The sequence below is a fragment of the Pandoraea anapnoica genome, from assembly GCF_902459765.1.
Taxonomy (GTDB): Bacteria; Pseudomonadota; Gammaproteobacteria; order Burkholderiales; family Burkholderiaceae; genus Pandoraea; species Pandoraea anapnoica.
In genome coordinates this window covers 442,185-458,289 of record NZ_CABPSP010000001.1, presented here as the reverse complement: position 1 = coordinate 458,289, position 16,105 = coordinate 442,185, and the positions used below count along the sequence as shown (strand labels likewise).

15 protein-coding genes are annotated in these 16,105 nt (G+C 63.3%); 9 read left to right on the top strand and 6 right to left on the bottom strand.

Annotated elements, in window-relative coordinates; genetic code table 11:
• The first annotated feature begins 51 nt into the window (after positions 1–51).
• Positions 52–1,725: an ABC transporter ATP-binding protein gene (locus PAN31117_RS02205; protein ID WP_150736733.1), complete on the top strand. Its 1,674-nt coding sequence runs from the start codon at positions 52–54 to the stop codon at positions 1,723–1,725.
• A gap of 14 nt (positions 1,726–1,739) precedes the next feature.
• Here PAN31117_RS02205 and PAN31117_RS02200 read toward each other — a convergent pair whose 3' ends face one another.
• Positions 1,740–2,471: a GntR family transcriptional regulator gene (locus PAN31117_RS02200; RefSeq protein WP_150736732.1), complete on the bottom strand. Its 732-nt coding sequence runs from the start codon at positions 2,469–2,471 to the stop codon at positions 1,740–1,742.
• A gap of 5 nt (positions 2,472–2,476) precedes the next feature.
• Positions 2,477–3,424: a 2-hydroxyacid dehydrogenase gene (locus PAN31117_RS02195; RefSeq protein ID WP_150736731.1), complete on the bottom strand. Its 948-nt coding sequence runs from the start codon at positions 3,422–3,424 to the stop codon at positions 2,477–2,479.
• Between the two features lie 545 nt (positions 3,425–3,969).
• Here PAN31117_RS02195 and PAN31117_RS02190 point away from each other — a divergent pair.
• Both PAN31117_RS02190 and PAN31117_RS02185 read left to right on the top strand, forming a co-directional pair.
• Positions 3,970–5,289: an MFS family transporter gene (locus PAN31117_RS02190; protein WP_150665429.1), complete on the top strand. Its 1,320-nt coding sequence runs from the start codon at positions 3,970–3,972 to the stop codon at positions 5,287–5,289.
• 210 nt (positions 5,290–5,499) lie between these two features.
• On the top strand, positions 5,500–6,564 hold the full coding sequence (locus tag PAN31117_RS02185) for a MerR family transcriptional regulator (RefSeq protein ID WP_150736730.1): 1,065 nt from the start codon (positions 5,500–5,502) through the stop codon (positions 6,562–6,564).
• 9 nt (positions 6,565–6,573) lie between these two features.
• Here PAN31117_RS02185 and PAN31117_RS02180 read toward each other — a convergent pair whose 3' ends face one another.
• The 3 genes from PAN31117_RS02180 to PAN31117_RS02170 all read right to left on the bottom strand — a co-directional run bounded on the left by PAN31117_RS02180 (position 6,574) and on the right by PAN31117_RS02170 (position 9,278).
• The gene (locus PAN31117_RS02180) at positions 6,574–7,482 is read right to left on the bottom strand and encodes a LysR family transcriptional regulator (RefSeq protein WP_150736729.1); all 909 of its coding nucleotides are present in this window, start codon (positions 7,480–7,482) and stop codon (positions 6,574–6,576) included.
• Positions 7,483–7,577: 95 nt separating this feature from the next.
• Positions 7,578–8,159, bottom strand: a complete 582-nt coding sequence (gene ruvA / locus PAN31117_RS02175; protein WP_150736728.1) for a Holliday junction branch migration protein RuvA — start codon at positions 8,157–8,159, stop codon at positions 7,578–7,580.
• A gap of 168 nt (positions 8,160–8,327) precedes the next feature.
• A complete protein-coding gene (locus PAN31117_RS02170; protein ID WP_039395747.1) occupies positions 8,328–9,278 on the bottom strand; it encodes a LysR substrate-binding domain-containing protein in 951 nt (316 codons plus the stop codon).
• Between the two features lie 204 nt (positions 9,279–9,482).
• Between PAN31117_RS02170 and gtdA the strand changes: the two genes are divergently transcribed.
• The 6 genes from gtdA (at position 9,483) to PAN31117_RS02140 (ending at position 15,797) form a co-directional block, all read left to right on the top strand.
• Positions 9,483–10,520, top strand: coding sequence for a gentisate 1,2-dioxygenase (gene gtdA / locus PAN31117_RS02165; RefSeq protein WP_039395745.1), 1,038 nt, complete (start codon positions 9,483–9,485; stop codon positions 10,518–10,520).
• A gap of 98 nt (positions 10,521–10,618) precedes the next feature.
• A complete protein-coding gene (locus PAN31117_RS02160) occupies positions 10,619–11,317 on the top strand; it encodes a fumarylacetoacetate hydrolase family protein (RefSeq protein ID WP_046290737.1) in 699 nt (232 codons plus the stop codon).
• Positions 11,318–11,327: 10 nt separating this feature from the next.
• Positions 11,328–11,969 (top strand): maleylacetoacetate isomerase, encoded by a 642-nt coding sequence (gene maiA / locus PAN31117_RS02155; protein ID WP_150736727.1) that lies wholly within the window; start codon positions 11,328–11,330, stop codon positions 11,967–11,969.
• Between the two features lie 94 nt (positions 11,970–12,063).
• Positions 12,064–13,281 (top strand): 3-hydroxybenzoate 6-monooxygenase, encoded by a 1,218-nt coding sequence (locus PAN31117_RS02150; protein ID WP_150736726.1) that lies wholly within the window; start codon positions 12,064–12,066, stop codon positions 13,279–13,281.
• Positions 13,282–13,392: 111 nt separating this feature from the next.
• Entirely contained in the window at positions 13,393–14,736 is a 1,344-nt protein-coding gene (locus PAN31117_RS02145; RefSeq protein WP_150736725.1) for an MFS transporter, read from the top strand.
• Positions 14,737–14,855: 119 nt separating this feature from the next.
• Positions 14,856–15,797 carry a 2-hydroxyacid dehydrogenase gene (locus PAN31117_RS02140; protein WP_150736724.1) on the top strand — a complete coding sequence of 314 codons (942 nt, stop codon included), beginning with the start codon at positions 14,856–14,858 and terminating at the stop codon, positions 15,795–15,797.
• Between the two features lie 32 nt (positions 15,798–15,829).
• On the opposite strand, the gene PAN31117_RS02135 is transcribed toward PAN31117_RS02140, so the two are convergent.
• The gene (locus PAN31117_RS02135; RefSeq protein WP_150736723.1) at positions 15,830–16,081 is read right to left on the bottom strand and encodes an MJ0042-type zinc finger domain-containing protein; all 252 of its coding nucleotides are present in this window, start codon (positions 16,079–16,081) and stop codon (positions 15,830–15,832) included.
• Positions 16,082–16,105: the final 24 nt, after the last annotated feature.

Genomic DNA, 16,105 nt, shown 5'->3' with positions numbered 1-16,105 from the left:
CCACAAGCCCACTGCACTCCCAAACTGACGCCTACTGCCCGGACACGTCCAATGACTCCCTTGCTCGACGTCGAACACCTTACGCTCGATCTGCCGCCCAATGCCGATCGCGCGCACGCGCTTCATGACATCTCGTTCTCGCTCGCGCGTGGCGAGATCCTGTGTATGGTCGGGGAAAGCGGCTCGGGCAAATCGATGACCGCCAGCGCACTGCTCGGCCTGTTGCCGCCCGGTGTGCAAGTGAGCTCGGGACGCATCGCTTGGGAAGGCGCAGGCAACCTGCTGGCGCTGCCCGACGCCGAGCGCCGCCGCTGGCGCGGTTCGCGCATCGGCATGATCTTTCAGGAACCGATGACAGCACTCAATCCGCTGCGCACCATCGGCGACCAGATCGGCGAGGTGTATCGCACGCATACGCGATTGACCGGTAGCGCCATTCGTGCACGCACGCTGGAATGGCTCGACGCTGTGCAGATTCCGTCGCCGAACGAAACGGCAAAACGCTATCCTCACGAGTTGTCCGGCGGGCAGCGACAGCGCGCCATGATCGCCATGGCGCTCGCGCTGGAGCCCGAATTGCTGATTGCCGACGAACCGACAACGGCGCTCGACGTGACGACACAGGCGCAGATCCTCACGCTCATTCGCGACTTGCAACAGCGCAAAGGGACCGGCGTACTGTTCATCACGCACGACTTCGGTGTTGTGGCGGAAATCGCAGACCGCGTGGCCGTCATGCGTCATGGGGAGATCGTTGAACAGGGCGAGGCGCAAACGATTCTGCGGCGGCCATCGCACGAGTACACGCGCGCGCTGATCGCGGCGGTGCCGTCATTGCCATCGGCAGCATCGATCTCGTCGCGCGAGAGTGTGACGTTGCCCATACCGAAAGACACCGCACCGCCCGTGTTACGGATCGAGCAGGTCCAAAAGACCTACGCGAAACGTAGCTGGCTCAGCAAGAAGACGCACGCCTGCACGGCTGCGTTGCGCGACGTTAGTCTCGACGTCGGCAACGGCAAGACGCTGGGGATCGTGGGAGAAAGTGGCTCCGGCAAGTCGACGCTCGCGCGCTCGATCCTTCGGCTGATGACACCCGATGCCGGACGCATTCTCTATCGCGACATCGACCTCGCCAACGGAACACTCGATGCGCAGTCGCGTCGCGACGCGCAAGACATTCAGATGGTATTTCAGGACCCGTTCAGCTCGCTCAACCCGCGTCGGCGCGTCGGAGACATCGTCACGCAGGGGCCGATAGCCCGCGGCGAGCCACCGGGTCAGGCGTATGCGCATGCGCTCGAACTGTTCAAACTCGTCGGCCTGAGCGCAGACTCGCTCGACCGCTTCCCTCACGAGTTCTCTGGCGGTCAACGTCAGCGCATCGGACTGGCGCGAGCGCTCGCGATGCGTCCGAAGGTACTGGTCGCGGACGAACCCGTCTCTGCGCTAGACGTCTCCGTACAGGCGCAAGTGCTGCGACTGCTCGCCAGGTTGAAGGCCGAATTGGGTCTGTCGATGATTTTCATTACGCACGATCTGCGCATCGCCGCGCAACTGTGCGACACGCTCGCCGTCATGAAATCGGGCAGCGTGGTCGAATATGGCGATACGGCGGCGATCTTCCGTGCGCCTTCGCACCCGTACACGCGTGCGCTGCTCGACGCGATTCCCGGCCGCAATCGCGAGCTTCGCAATGACACACAGGCCCTGTCTGCCGCCTGACTTCCGACCACTCGCTACTTACGCAGATCGGCAATGGACAGATAGGGCAACCATGTGCCCGACGCCGACAGGCTCGCGAACACGTGCTCTTTCGTCTGTTGGAGGAAGGTTTCGATGTGCTGACGTGCGAGCGCTTCGGCGCGCGGCGCGTTGCCCGTCACGAGCGCGGAGATGATGCTCTCGTGATCGTGTTCGATGCGCGGCCGGATGCCCTGCACCCCGAAACCCAGTGAGACGAGACGGGCCATGTCGTCCATGAGACCGGCCAGCGTGCGGTACAGACGTGCGTTGCCACTTGCCGCAGCAATCGTCAGATGGAATTTGCGGTTCGTGTGCAGAAACCACTCGATCTGATGGTCGATGGGTTCATGCGCAAATGGCACCTCGCACGCTTCGTTAAGTCGTTGCAAGAGCTCGGTGTCGACGTTGCCGCACGCCAGACGCGCGGCCATCGGTTCAAGTTGCCCTCGCAAGTTGAAAATCTCCTCGACGTCCGCCAGCGTGACCGGCGAGATCCGATACCCCTGTCGCGGGATGGCGCGCGCGAATCCCTCGTGGACCAGCCGCACCAGCGCCACGCGGCAACTCGTGCGCGCAATGTCGTAGCGACGCATCAGCTCCGCCTCGGTGATGATGGCGCCCGGCATGATGACGCAAGTCAGCACATCGTGCCGGATGCGTTCGTAGGCATCGTCGCCGCGTGCAATCGCAACGGTGTCCTCGGTGTCGCGGGAGGCGGGAACCATGATGTTCAGTACCCTCTTTCGGCGTCGTAGACGAATGGCAACGGTGCGCCGCGCAGATGTGCGCCGAGCACGTCGGCCACCTGACGTGCTCTCGCCGCATACGACACCGTCGACGCGATGTGCGGCGTAACGAGGACCTTCGGGTGACGGCGCAGCGCGTCGTCCGATGGTAACGGTTCGACGTCGAAGACATCGACGACCGCTGAGCGCAGACGGCCGCTATCGAGCGCATCGAGCAGCGCCTGCCGGTCGAGATGCACGCCGCGTCCGACCTGTATCAGACTGGCCCCGGCCGGAAGTTGCGCAAACAGCTTACGCCCGAGAATGCCTCGCGTTGCATGGGTATCGGGCAGCAGATTCACGAGAATGTCGGTCTCGGCGAGCAACGCGTCGAGCTGCGCTTCGCCCGCAAAGACTTTGACGCCTGCCAGCGATCGCGGCGTCCTCGCCCAGCCGTTCACCTGAAAGCCGTTCGCGCGCAGACGCGTGGCGACGGCACTTCCCAACTCGCCGAGTCCGAGCACACTCACGCGTGTGTCGCGTGCGAGGCGTCCGGTGAGGTCGTTAGCCCAGCGTCCGTCGCGCTGCGCAGTGATCAGCGCCGGTATATCCCGAACGATGGCCAGTGCAGCGAACGCGACGAAGTCGCTCATGCGCTCGCGCGTTTCGTCCGTCACCATGCGCACGATGGGCACCCCTGTGGGCAAGGCAGGATCGGCCAGAATGTGATCGACGCCCGCCGCCGCGCTAAGGATCAGTCTCAAGCGCGGGTAGTGGGCGAGACGTCCATGATCGGGCTGATAGACGAGCGCGTACTTGACGTTGCGCGCATCGACGAACGGATCGTCCCAGCCGTACACGCGCAGGCCCGGCATCAGCCGCGCGAAATGGTGTTGCCATTCGGTCAGGGCGGCAGCGCCGCCCGACTTGATCAATAACGTGTCGCCTTGCATGACTTCGGGGGAGGGTGCCTCGCGTCGGTACGTCGGACGCCAGGGCTTCAGGAGAGAGCGGCAGCCCATCCTACCGGGCGTGTCGCGCGCCACTAAGCATTTGTTATCGAATAGCTTATGACGACACGACGGGAATGCACGTCGGCGGCGAAGCATAAGGTCGTGCGGATGACACCGCCCGGGCGCGATCTCACCGGACGGGAACCGCCGATACATCGGGTCACTTCCCGTGCGTAAAAATATTTTGGGGATTTTCAGGGCTTCGTCCCATCTGCCGAAACGCTCAAAACGTTGCGCAAACGACCGCCCGGCGGGCGTCATCACCATGCTGCGACGCAACAATTCACCCGATTGTTTCTATATTCACAATAATCAATCCGGCGTCCGGGCATTGTCTGTTCCCGCTGTGACCCGCTATAGTTGGCCCGCCCCCGCGACGCGATAAGCTTATTCCTTCGTATATGAAGTGTTATCGAGGCGAACGAGCGGATCTGCGTCATGTTGTAAACGTAGTTATCAATGCGATGCCCCCATCGTCAGTAGAAATGAGAGACACAGCTACATCCAACGCCGGAATCGACAACAAGCCACCCACCCCCGAAGAAGTCCGCAAACGCGTGTTCGCAATTGTCGCGGCGTCGTCCGGGAATCTGGTCGAGTGGTTCGACTTTTACATCTATGCCTTCTGCGCGATCTACTTCGCGCCTGCGTTCTTCCCCAGCTCGGACCCGACCGCACAGTTGCTCAACACGGCTGGCGTGTTCGCGGCCGGCTTCCTGATGCGCCCCATCGGCGGCTGGATCTTTGGCCGTATTGCCGACCGTAATGGCCGGAAGAACTCGATGGTCATCTCCGTGATGATGATGTGCCTGGGCTCGCTGCTGATCGCTGCGCTGCCGACGTACGCCAGCATCGGCAACTGGGCGCCCGCGCTGCTGCTGTTCGCGCGTTTGCTGCAAGGTCTGTCGGTTGGTGGCGAATACGGCACGACGGCAACGTACATGAGTGAAGTGGCGCTCAAGGGCCGTCGCGGCTTCTTCTCGTCGTTCCAGTACGTCACGCTCATCGGCGGTCAGTTGCTCGCGGTGCTCGTGGTTGTGATTCTTCAGCAGTTGCTCAGCGAAGCCGAACTCAAGGCGTGGGGCTGGCGTATTCCGTTCGTGGTCGGCGCGATCACGGCGGTGGTGGCACTGATGCTGCGTCGTACGCTGCACGAGACGTCGACGAGCGCGAGCCGAAACAACCGCGATGCAGGTTCCATCGCCGGTCTGTTCCGTCATCACAAGGCCGCGTTCTTCACCGTGCTGGGCTATACGGCTGGCGGTTCGCTGATCTTCTACACGTTCACCACTTATATGCAGAAGTATCTGGTGAACACCGCGGGCATGCCGATCAAGACGGCGAGCTACATCATGACCGTCTGCCTGTTCGTGTACATGTGCATGCAGCCGATCTTCGGCATGCTCTCGGACAAGATTGGCCGTCGCAACAACATGCTGCTGTTCGGTGCACTCGGCGCCATCGCCACGGTACCGATCCTGACGGCGCTCAAGACGGTGCAAAGCCCGATCGCTGCGGGCGTGCTGATCTGTCTGGCGCTTGCCATTGTGAGCTTCTATACGTCGATCAGCGGCATCGTGAAGGCCGAGATGTTCCCGATCGAGGTGCGCGCACTGGGCGTGGGGCTGGCCTACGCGGTCGCCAACGCGATCTTCGGTGGCTCGGCAGAGTATGTGGCGCTGGGTCTGAAGAAGGCGGGCATGGAGCCGACGTTCTACTGGTACGTCACCGGCATGATGGTGCTGGCATTCGTTGTGAGCTTGCGCCTGCCGCGTCAGGCGAAGTATCTGCATCACGAGCATTGATCGTGTGCTGATACAGCGGTAATACGAGGGAGGCGCAATATTGCGCCTCCTTTGCTTTCAGGCCTGCGCTTTGCGCAAGACGCGCAACGTCTTGAATTCCACCACGTCCGGTGAGAGCCACACATCCCCCCGTCCCGCTTAAAATCGCTTGACCCTCACGTTGCGTGAGGCTTCAGCCTTGTCACACGCCAGAAGATCACGGGAGTTTCCATGCGGCTCAAAGTCGGTGAATTAGCCAAACGTAGCGGCCTGACGGTGCGCGCGCTTCACCACTACGACACGCTCGGCCTGCTCCCGCCTTCGGCGCGCTCCGATGCCGGTTATCGACTCTATGACCTGAGCGACATCGCCCGTCTGCATGAGATTCAGGCGCTGCGTCGCTTCGGTATGTCGCTCGCCGACATCGGCCAATGGCTGGCAAGCCGGGATGCATCGAACGGCAGCAGCGACAGGCAAAGCGCCTATGACGGGCTTGATGCGCTTATCGCGCGACAGATCGACATGCTCACGCATCAGATCGACGATGCGAGCCGCCTGCGCGAACGCCTCGTCCGACTGCAATCGCAGTTGGCGTCGGGCGAAGCCCCGGAACTTGCCGAATGGTTGTCGACGCTGGAGCTGATGAACATGTACGACAAATACTTCTCGCAAGACGAACTCGCCCGCTTCCCGCTGTATCAGAACAAGCAGGCGCACGAATCCGACTGGCCAGCCATCGTGGCCGAGGTGAGGGATCTGATAGCACGGGGTGAGCCCTCGACGGGAGAGACGGCGCAGGCGGTCGCTCGCCGGTGGATGGCGATGATCAAGCGCGATACGGGCGGAGATGCGCGTCTGCTCGCCAAGCTCAATCTGATGCACCTCAGCGAGCCGTCGATGCAATCGCAGACGGGCATCACAAACGATGTGATGCAGTACGTCAAGGAAGCTTTCGGACAGAGCAAGCTGCGGATCTACCGAAAGTATCTCGACGACGCCGAATACCGCTTCCTCGCGGCCAATTACCTCAACCATACCAACGACTGGCCAATCCTCATCGGGGCGATGCGCGACCAAATGGAAGCTGGCACGCCGCCCGAGGCGCCGGAAGTGCAGGCGCTCATCCGTCAATGGCTGACGTACTTCCGCTCCTACGCCGGAGACAACCCCGCCACGCATATGAAGATCCGCGAAGCACATCGTCTCGAACCCGAACTGATGGAAGGGTCGTTCATCGACATGCCCCTGCTGGAATACGTGAAGCAGGGCGTGGCGGCGGCGATGAGCGTGAGGTAAGCCGCACGATCAGGCGTCTTCGCCAGCGGCAAGGCGCGCGCTCTGCCAGATGGCGTCGAGCACGTGGTGCGGCTGATGGCGACGCCGGTAGAGCGCGATGTCGAAGCCGATCTGCCAGTCCTTTCCGCCGACGATGGCGAGCGTGCCACGTGAGACGTCGTCGGCCACCAGACGCTGCGGCAGCCAGGCGATGCCCGCACCGCGCCGCGCCATAGCGAGAATCGCTTCGTATGAATCGGCCTGATAAACCGGCTTGAGCGTCGGACGGTTCGGCATCTCCGCGAGATGCCGCGCGAGCACGGCGCGCAGCGTCAGCGTACGGGTGAATGCCAACCACGGAATGGGTGACGGTCCGGCCGCGAGCCGATACTTCGCCCGCCCCTTGGCATCGAGCGCACTGACCGGCACCAGCACCTCGCGCGCCACGCTCAGCCAGTCGAAACGGTCCTGATCGATCAGCAGCCGCGTGTGGGCGCTGGAATAGACGATCAGCAGATCGACCTCGCCCGCAGCCAGCCGAAGGATGGCCTCCTCTGCCCCGCCAGTGGACAGCGTAGCCGTGAAGAAGCCGATGCGCGAAACGGTCTCGTCGTACCAATCCGGGAAGAACGTCGCGGCCAAGGTGCGACCGGTGGCGATCTTCAGGTTGTTTTCAAGCGTAGGCGCGGCGTCCTGCAATTGCGTGCGAGCGCTGTGAAGAATGTCGAGCGCGTTGGTGGCCGCGTCGAGAAATACGGTACCAGCGGCCGTGAGTTCGAGCGGTTTGCTCCGCTCGACGAGACGCGTGCCCACCCACTCTTCGAGCGCGCGAATGCGTCGACCGAATGCCGGATGCGTGACGAATCGGTTCTCCGCCGCCCGCGTGAAGCTGCGCGTGCGTGCCAGTTCGACGAAGTCTTCAAGCCATCGCAGTTGCATGCCGCCTCCTCACTCTCTGTTCACTCCCTTGCCGCTCCCGTGCTTGCGTCAGACGAATCGTGTCCGGCCCGTGCGCGCTCGCCCAGGCGAACCGCTCAGGCCTTCGACAGCGACTTGAGCGCGTGCTTGATGCCGTCCGACACGCTCGTGCCGTCGGGCACTGTCTTGACCGCTGCGAGCGCTTCCTTGTCGGAATAGCCCAGCGCGAGCAGCGCGTTGACGACATCGCTCTTGTGATCGTGCGGTGCTGCGGCCCCGGCGACGGTGCCGAGTTGCGCGCCGAGCTTGCCCTTGAGTTCGAGCAGCAGACGCTCGGCCGTCTTCTTGCCGATGCCCGGGATCTTGGTCAGACGTCCGGACTCCTGCAACGTGACGGCCTGCGCGATGTCAGCCACGCTCATGCCCGAGAGGATCGCGAGTGCGGTGCGTGCACCGACGCCCGAAATCTTGAGCAATTCACGGAACGTGTTACGCTCGTCCGGTGAGCCGAAACCGAAGAGCAGTTGCGCGTCTTCGCGCACGATGAACTGCGTGAGCAACGCCACGCGCTCACCGACGTTCGGCAGGTTGAAGAAAGTGCTCATCGGCACCGAGATTTCATAACCCACACCCTGGCAATCGACCAGGATGTGCGGCGGATTCTTTTCCAGCAATGTGCCGGAGATGCGGCCAATCATTGACGCCCCGAGAGAGTGACTTCGACAGGCGGCAAGTTTAGCAAACCGCTCGGGCCGCTTTGGGGTTTGGGGTGCAGGTTTTCCGACGTGACGCGGCGGGTATGGGGAAGTTCGGATAAGTGCCCGCTAAACTTGGCGCCGCCAAAATGCGGCGGCCCTCCTGAACTTTCACCCTTCCCCCCCAACCCCCTCCACCAAATCCCCCGTCGAACGCTTCGCTGCCGAACGCAGGCATTCAAGCGCCTCGACCACGGCGGCGCGGTTCGCGCCGTCGTCGCGCCAGTACATCGAAACGCCACCGAATCCAGCGAGACGTAACGGCACAATGCGCAGCGCCCCAAGCGCCTGCAGGCGGCTTGCGGTACGGTGCGACGCCAGACCGATCATGTCGCTGTTGTTGAGCAGTGTGAGATTGAGAATCGTCGAGTTCGATTCGACGGTGTCGTTCGGTAGCGGATACCCCGCTTCGGCCAGCGCCGACTCCAGCGCATTGCGAATCGGCGTGCCTCGCGGCCAGACGACCCAGCGGTAGCGCTGGATATCCGCCCAATCCACCGTCGGTAACGAAAACACCGGATGCCGCGTACGTGCGACAAAGTGCAACGGCTCCAGATACAGCGCCTCCGTGCGCACGTTACGGTCCTGTAGCTCGGGGGCCGAGCGTCCGACAACGATGTCGATCTCACTGTGTGCCAACTGATTCATCAGCCGGTCCATCGTGTTTTCGACAACGCGCGCCTGCACCCGCGGCATGCGTTGCAGGAGCAGCAATACGGCGAGCGGCACCGTGTCCGCCGACGACGCCCCGGACGTCCCAATCGCCACCAGTCCGCTCCCGCCTTCTCGCATGGCGTCGAGATCGTCGCGGGCCGTGTCGAGCTGCGCTTCGATGCGCCGCGCGTGCTGAATCAGCGCCTCGCCGTACGACGTCGGCCGCAGTCCGCGCGCCTGACGTTCGAAAAGCGGCAGACCAATGTCGTCCTCCAGATCCTTGAGCCACTTGGACAAACCGGGCTGCGTCGTGTTGAGCAGCGCGGCGGACTGGCTCATGTTGCCCGTCTCCGCAAGGGTCAGCAGCATCTGCAAGTTGCGCAGCCGTAGTCGTTGCGTCCAATCCATACGCTGTCTCCGGGTACCTCGGCGGGTACCGCTCAAATCCCTCTACCCATACGTTTTTTCGTATGGATCCGATGATTTTTTCATTTCAAATAATATGTCTCGCCGAGTATAACGCTATTCATAGACCCGAAAAGCACCACGCAACGCCGTCTGCGACAGTCGCCAGACGAGCCAACCGGGCTCCCTTCCTACATGGAGACAAGCATGTCCGATCGCGCCCCCAGCGCCGAACGCGCTGCCTATTACGAACACATCGGTCACAACCACATGGCCCCGCTGTGGGAATCACTGCACAGCCTGGTGCCACCGCAGCCGCGCCCGCGCGTTGTTCCCGCCATCTGGAAATACAACGAAGTGCGCCCGCTCGTGATGGAAGCAGGTCGCGTCATCAGCGCCGAAGAAGCCGTACGTCGCGTGCTGATTCTGCAGAACCCCGGCACGCCGGGGTCGTCGAGCATCACCGGTTCGCTCTATGCCGGTCTGCAACTGATCCTGCCGGGCGAAATCGCCCCGAGCCATCGTCACACGCAATCGGCACTGCGCTTCATCGTGGAAGGCAGCGGCGCATGGACGGCCGTCAACGGTGAGCGCACGACGATGCACCCGGGTGACTTCATCATCACGCCGTCGTGGACCTGGCACGATCACGGCAATCCGTCCGACGGCGAGCCGGTCGTCTGGCTCGACGGCCTCGACATCCCGCTCGTGCAGTACTTCGACGCAGGTTTCGCCGAGAACTACCCCGAATCGCAACAACCCGTACAGCGTCCCGAGGGCGACAGCTTCGCACGCTACGGCTTCAACATGCTGCCGGTGCATCACAAGGTCAGCGATCCGACGTCGCCGATCTTCAGCTACCCGTACGCCCGCTCGCGCGAAGCGCTCGACACGCTGTATCGCAACGGTGAACTCGATCCGTGGGACGGCATCAAGCTGCGCTACGTCAATCCGGCGACCGGTGGCTGGCCGATGCCGACGATGGCGACGTTCATGCAATACCTGCCGGCCGGCTTCCAGGGCAAGACCTATCGCAGCACCGATGCAACGGTGTTCTCGGTCGTCGAAGGTCGCGGCACGGTGCGCATCGGCGACGACGTGTTTCAGTTCGAACCGCGCGATCACTTTGTGGTGCCGTCGTGGGCGCCGGTGCAACTCGCCGCGCTCGACGACGCCGTGCTGTTCAGCTACTCCGACCGCCCCGTGCTCGCAGCGCTGAACCTGCTGCGCGAGTCCCGCACCTGAGCGAGATCCCACTATCTGACGACCTCACGTCGCCAGCCACGCCTGCGTGGCACGCGCGAGGTCATCGCCCTTCCACTTAATTCGCTGAGTCAATCACCATGTCCTACGTCTTCACCCCGCCCGCCGTCGTCGGCATTCCCGTTGTCGGCAGCAACGACCAGTTCGCCGTACGTCGCGTGTACTGCGTGGGCCGCAACTACGCTGCCCATGCCCGTGAAATGGGCTTCGATCCGGACCGCGAACCGCCGTTCTTCTTCTGCAAGCCCGCCGACGCCGTGCTGCCGGTCGCCTACGGCGACACGCTGGAACTGAAGTACCCGGCGCAGACGAGCAACTATCACTACGAAGCCGAACTGGTCGCCGTGATCGGTAAGGCCGGTTCCGACATTCCGCTTGATCAGGCACTGGAACACGTCTGGGGTTACGCCGTCGGTCTGGACATGACACGTCGCGATCTGCAAATGAAGATGCGCGAGATGGGCCGTCCGTGGGAAATCGGCAAGGCCTTCGATGCGTCGGCACCGATCGGCCCGATCCATCCGGTCTCCAGCGTCGGTCACGTCGAAAAGGCCGCGATCTCGCTGACCGTGGACGGCGTGCAGAAGCAAAAGAGCGACGTCACGCATCTGATCTGGTCGGTGGCCGAAACGGTCTCGTACCTGTCGCAATTCTTCCGTCTGGAACCGGGCGACCTGATCTACACGGGCACCCCTGAAGGCGTTGGCCCGGTCAAGGCAGGCGAGACGATGGTCACGGCCGTCGAAGGTCTCGGCGAGATCACGGTGCGCGTGGTCTGAGGCAACGGCCATGCAGCTCTACAGCTTTTTCAACAGTTCGACGTCGTACCGCGTGCGCATCGCCCTCGCGCTCAAGGGACTCGCGTTCGACACCATTGCGGTGAACATCCGTGTCGGTGAGCATCGCGCGCAGCCGTATGTCGACGAAGTGAACGCGTCGGCCACCGTGCCCGCGCTGGTCGACGGCGACGTCTCGCTCGGCCAGTCGCTCGCCATCATCGACTATCTCGACGCGAAGTATCCGCAGACGCGCCTGGTGCCGCAGGACATCGAGGCGCGCGCCCGCGTGCTCGAACTATCGATGCTCATCAGTTGCGACATCCACCCGGTGAACAACCTGCGCATCCTGAAGTATCTGCAAGGACCGCTCGGGTTGTCGGCCGAGCAGAAGGACGCGTGGTATCGCCACTGGGTCGCAGAAGGTATGGCGGGTGTCGAGCGTCTGCTGGTGAAGTACGGGCACGGCGCATGGTGCTTCGGCGACACACCCACGCTGGCAGACGTCTGCCTGATCCCGCAGATCGCCAACGCACAGCGCATGGGTTGCGATCTGTCGGCGTATCCGCGCGCGATGGCGGTGTTCGCGCTGGCGGAAACGCATCCGGCGTTTCTCGCTGCGGCCCCCAGCCGTCAACCGGATTACTCGGCGTGAACGATGTAACGCCAGCGTCCTCACACGACGCTGGCCGCGTGCGCCGGAAGTGAAAGAAAAAGCAGGAGGGCAGGCACTGCCCGAGGAGACAAGCATGACGCAACCCCATCAACCCAAAGCGCTGGTCGTCGGCGGCGGCATCGGCGGCCTCGCCGCTGCGCTCGCGCTCGCCAATCAGGGCGTGCAGATCGAGCTGCTGGAGCAGGCCGAGACCATTGGCGAAATCGGTGCGGGCATCCAGTTGGCAGCCAACGCCTTCGCCGCACTCGATGCGCTCGGCGTCGGCGAGGCCGCGCGCGGACGCTCGGTCTTCACCGACCACATCACGCTACGTGACGCCATCGACCGCAGCATCATCGCGGAAGTCGACGTTGGCGCGCCGTATCGCGAACGCTTCGGCAACCCATACGCCGTGATCCATCGCGCAGACATTCATCTGTCGATCCTCGAAGCCGTGCAACGCAATCCGCGAATCCAGTTCCGCACGGCCACCCGTGTCGTGTCGCTGGAACAGGATGCGCTTGGCGTCACGGTCATCGACCAGCACGGCGAGCGTCACACCGCCGACGCCGTGATCGGCTGCGATGGCGTGAAATCCGCCGTGCGCGCCGCCCTGATCGGCGACGAGCCGCGTGTGACGGGTCATGTGGTCTACCGGGCAGTGGTTGACGTCGAGAACATGCCGAAGGACTTGCAGGTCAACGCGCCGGTCGTGTGGGCCGGTCCAAACTGCCACCTCGTGCACTACCCGCTGCGCGGCGGCAAGCAATATAACCTCGTCGTGACCTTCCATAGCCGCGAGAAGGAAGTGTGGGGCGTGCGCGACGGCAGCAAGGAAGAAGTGCTGTCGTACTTCCAAGGCATCGACGCGTTGCCGCATCAGATGCTCGACCGTCCGACGTCGTGGCGTCGCTGGGCCACCGCCGACCGTGACCCGGTCGAGCAGTGGAGTTTTGGCCGCGCGACGATCCTCGGCGACGCGGCGCACCCGATGACGCAGTACATCGCGCAAGGCGCGTGTCAGGCACTCGAAGACGCCGTCACGCTCGGGGCCGCCTACACGGCAGCGAACGGCGACTTCACCGAGGCCTTCCGTCGCTACGAGCACGCTCGCATTCCGCGCACCGCGCGTGTGCTTTACGGCGCACGCGACATGGGCCGCGTCTATCACGCCAAAGGCGTGGATCGCTGGGTGCGCAACTCGCTGTGGAAGGGCCGCACGCAAGCACAGTTCTACGACGCCCTGCAATGGCTGCACGGTTGGCGCGCCGAGTACTGCCTGTCGCAAACCCCGTGGCTGGCCGACGCATGAACGGCTGAGCGCAATACACCACGCGGAACAAAAATATTCCACCGCGTGGACCCGTCGCGCGACCGCTATCCTGCTGTCGCGCGATTTCTGGCACCTTCGAGGAGACACCCCATGCCAGTGAGTCCCATCAACGTGACGGCGTTCATCGATCGGCATCGCATCTCGCCGTTTCAGATGATGATCGTCGTTCTGTGCTTCCTGATCGTCGCCATCGACGGTTTCGATACCGCCGCCATCGGCTTCATCGCCCCCGCGATTCGTGCCGAATGGTCGCTCACGCCCGCACATCTCGCCCCGCTGTTCGGTGCGGGACTCGCCGGTCTTATGGCCGGTGCGTTCCTGTTCGGCCCGCTCGCCGACAAGCTCGGACGCAAGACCATCCTCATCTTCTCGGTCCTGTTCTTCGGTGTCGCAAGTCTCGCGTCGGCCTGGTCGATGGATCTGTGGCACCTGATCGCGTTGCGTTTCCTGACGGGCCTTGGTCTCGGCGGTGCGATGCCGAACGCGATCACGCTGACGTCGGAATACTGCCCCGACTCGCGCCGTTCGTTTCTTGTGACGACGATGTTCTGCGGTTTCACGCTCGGCTCGGCCTTGGGTGGCCTCGCTTCGGCAGGCCTGATCGAAGCGTTCGGCTGGCGTTCGGTGCTGATCGTCGGTGGCGTGATGCCCATCGTGCTCGGCGTCGTTCTGATCCGGGCTCTGCCTGAATCCGTGCGCTATCTGGTGATGGCGGGCAAGTCGCCGGAGCGGGTGGCCGCGTCGCTGCAACGCATTGCGCCGCATGAGGATCTGCGCGGCGCAACATTCAATGTGGCGATGAAGCCGTCGACCACGTCGCCGGTGCGCCATCTGTTCAAGCCGGAATTGCTGCGTGGCACGTTGCTTTTCTGGGTGACGTTCTTCATGAGCCTGCTGGTGATCTATCTGCTTTCGAGCTGGCTTCCGACGCTGCTGCGCACGAACGGTCTGACGCTGCGTAACGCGGCCATCGTCACTGCGATGTTCCAGGTCGGCGGCACGCTCGGGGCCATTGTGCTCGGCTGGTTGATGGACCGTTTCAATCCGCATTACGTGCTCGCAACAGCCTACGTACTGGCAGGCGTGTGCGTAGCCGCCGTCGGCCCGTTGGCCAGTTCGCCGGTGCTCGCTTCGGTCGCCGTGTTCTGGGCCGGGTTCTGCGTCTCGGGCGGACAGGTCGGCGCGAACGCGCTCTCCGCCGAGTTCTATCCGACGGATTGCCGCGCGACGGGCGTGAGCTGGGCAAACGGTGTCGGGCGCATGGGCTCGGTGGTTGGGTCGGTTGGCGGTGCATCGATGCTCGCGATGGGCTGGTCGATGCCCGCGCTGTTCGCCGCCATCGGCGTACCTGCTGTGCTGGCCGGTTTCACGATGCTGACGCTCGGTCGCATTCGCCACCGGCAAGCCTTGCTCGCCGTCGAGGCGGCGGCCTGACCCGGCGTTGACGCAGCGCGCAATCCGTCGCGGATAGGGATAGAGTGTGGACTGACGGCGAATCGAGGTGCCTGCACACCTGCCGCCGTCGGTCCAAATTCCTCTGACGGAGATTGAAGGTGTCGCTGCCCCCCTTGCTGGTCATCATCCCGATGCATCCCGAGCAGTTGTCCGAACTGCAAACCCGTTTCGAAGTGATTTACCGCCCGAGCCATCATCCGACGCCGGAAGGCTGGGGACCCGATGGCGAGCGCGTGCGTTTCGTGCTCACCAACGGTTCGCGCGGCATGAACGCCGCCGAGCTGGTGCATCTGCCGAACGCCGAGCTTGTCAGCGCACTCGGTGCCGGTTATGAGAATCTGGACATTCCGGCGATGCACGCACGCAACATCGTGGTGGTGCATGGCGCGGGCGCCAATGCCCCGACCGTGGCGGATCAGGGCTTTGCCCTACTGCTCGCCGCAATTCGTCGCCTTCCGGAGTATGACGCGGCGTGCCGCAAGGGCATCTGGCGCGACGCGCTGCCGATGCAGCCGGGTGTGGCCGGAAAGAAGCTCGGGATCGTCGGTCTTGGCGCGGTCGGCCGTCAGTTCGCCAAACGCGGCGAAGGCTTCGATATGCAGATTGGCTACCGAAACCGGAACCGTCGCGACGACCTCCCGTCGCACTATCAATACTTCGACAACGTGACGGCTCTGGCCGAATGGGCCGACATTCTGGTCGTCACGGCACCGGGCGGTGCCGAGTCACATCACATGATCAATGCCGACGTGCTGCGCGCGCTTGGCAAAGACGGCTTTCTCGTCAATCTGGGACGCGGCAGCGTCGTCGACACCGCAGCACTTGCCGATGCATTGCGCAACGGCGTGATCGCTGGCGCGGGGCTGGACGTCTACGAAGGCGAGCCGTCGCCGCCCGCCGCACTCATCGACTTGCAGAACATCGTGCTGAGTCCGCACGTGGCAGGTCGTTCGCCAGAAGCGGAAGCCGCTACCCTTTCGATGTTCATGGAGAATACCCGCCGCTATCAGGCGGGCGAGCCGGTGATGACGCCGCTGTGAGCCGCTGACCTTCGCGACGCTCACGCATAGATTCAGTGATTGTCGAGCCCGTCGATGCTTCGCTCGGGAGACGATGACAGCGTCTCGCCGTCGTTGACGGGCTCGAACTCGATGCTGCTGTTAGCGCTGCCCGTTGCGAAAACGGTATCGCAGGTCGGGCACTTCACTTCGGCATCCGAATGGAGATAGTCGTGGAGCGCCTGAACGGTCGGCTCACTGGCCGCCACGGCGAATCGCGACTTGCAGGTCGGGCAAACGACGAAACCGGTATGGATCGACAGCATTGTCAGCCTCCTGGACGGTCATCA

Coding starts and splice junctions, on each gene's coding strand:
- PAN31117_RS02205 (WP_150736733.1), top strand. CDS start 52: ATGACTCCCTTGCTCGACGTCGAACACCTTACGCTCGATCTGCCGCCC.
- PAN31117_RS02200 (WP_150736732.1), bottom strand. CDS start 2,471: ATGGTTCCCGCCTCCCGCGACACCGAGGACACCGTTGCGATTGCACGC.
- maiA (WP_150736727.1), top strand. CDS start 11,328: ATGCAGCTCTACAGCTTTTTCAACAGTTCGACGTCGTACCGCGTGCGC.
- gtdA (WP_039395745.1), top strand. CDS start 9,483: ATGTCCGATCGCGCCCCCAGCGCCGAACGCGCTGCCTATTACGAACAC.
- PAN31117_RS02170 (WP_039395747.1), bottom strand. CDS start 9,278: ATGGATTGGACGCAACGACTACGGCTGCGCAACTTGCAGATGCTGCTG.
- ruvA (WP_150736728.1), bottom strand. CDS start 8,159: ATGATTGGCCGCATCTCCGGCACATTGCTGGAAAAGAATCCGCCGCAC.
- PAN31117_RS02145 (WP_150736725.1), top strand. CDS start 13,393: ATGCCAGTGAGTCCCATCAACGTGACGGCGTTCATCGATCGGCATCGC.
- PAN31117_RS02135 (WP_150736723.1), bottom strand. CDS start 16,081: ATGCTGTCGATCCATACCGGTTTCGTCGTTTGCCCGACCTGCAAGTCG.
- PAN31117_RS02160 (WP_046290737.1), top strand. CDS start 10,619: ATGTCCTACGTCTTCACCCCGCCCGCCGTCGTCGGCATTCCCGTTGTC.
- PAN31117_RS02185 (WP_150736730.1), top strand. CDS start 5,500: ATGCGGCTCAAAGTCGGTGAATTAGCCAAACGTAGCGGCCTGACGGTG.
- PAN31117_RS02190 (WP_150665429.1), top strand. CDS start 3,970: ATGAGAGACACAGCTACATCCAACGCCGGAATCGACAACAAGCCACCC.
- PAN31117_RS02150 (WP_150736726.1), top strand. CDS start 12,064: ATGACGCAACCCCATCAACCCAAAGCGCTGGTCGTCGGCGGCGGCATC.
- PAN31117_RS02195 (WP_150736731.1), bottom strand. CDS start 3,424: ATGCAAGGCGACACGTTATTGATCAAGTCGGGCGGCGCTGCCGCCCTG.
- PAN31117_RS02180 (WP_150736729.1), bottom strand. CDS start 7,482: ATGCAACTGCGATGGCTTGAAGACTTCGTCGAACTGGCACGCACGCGC.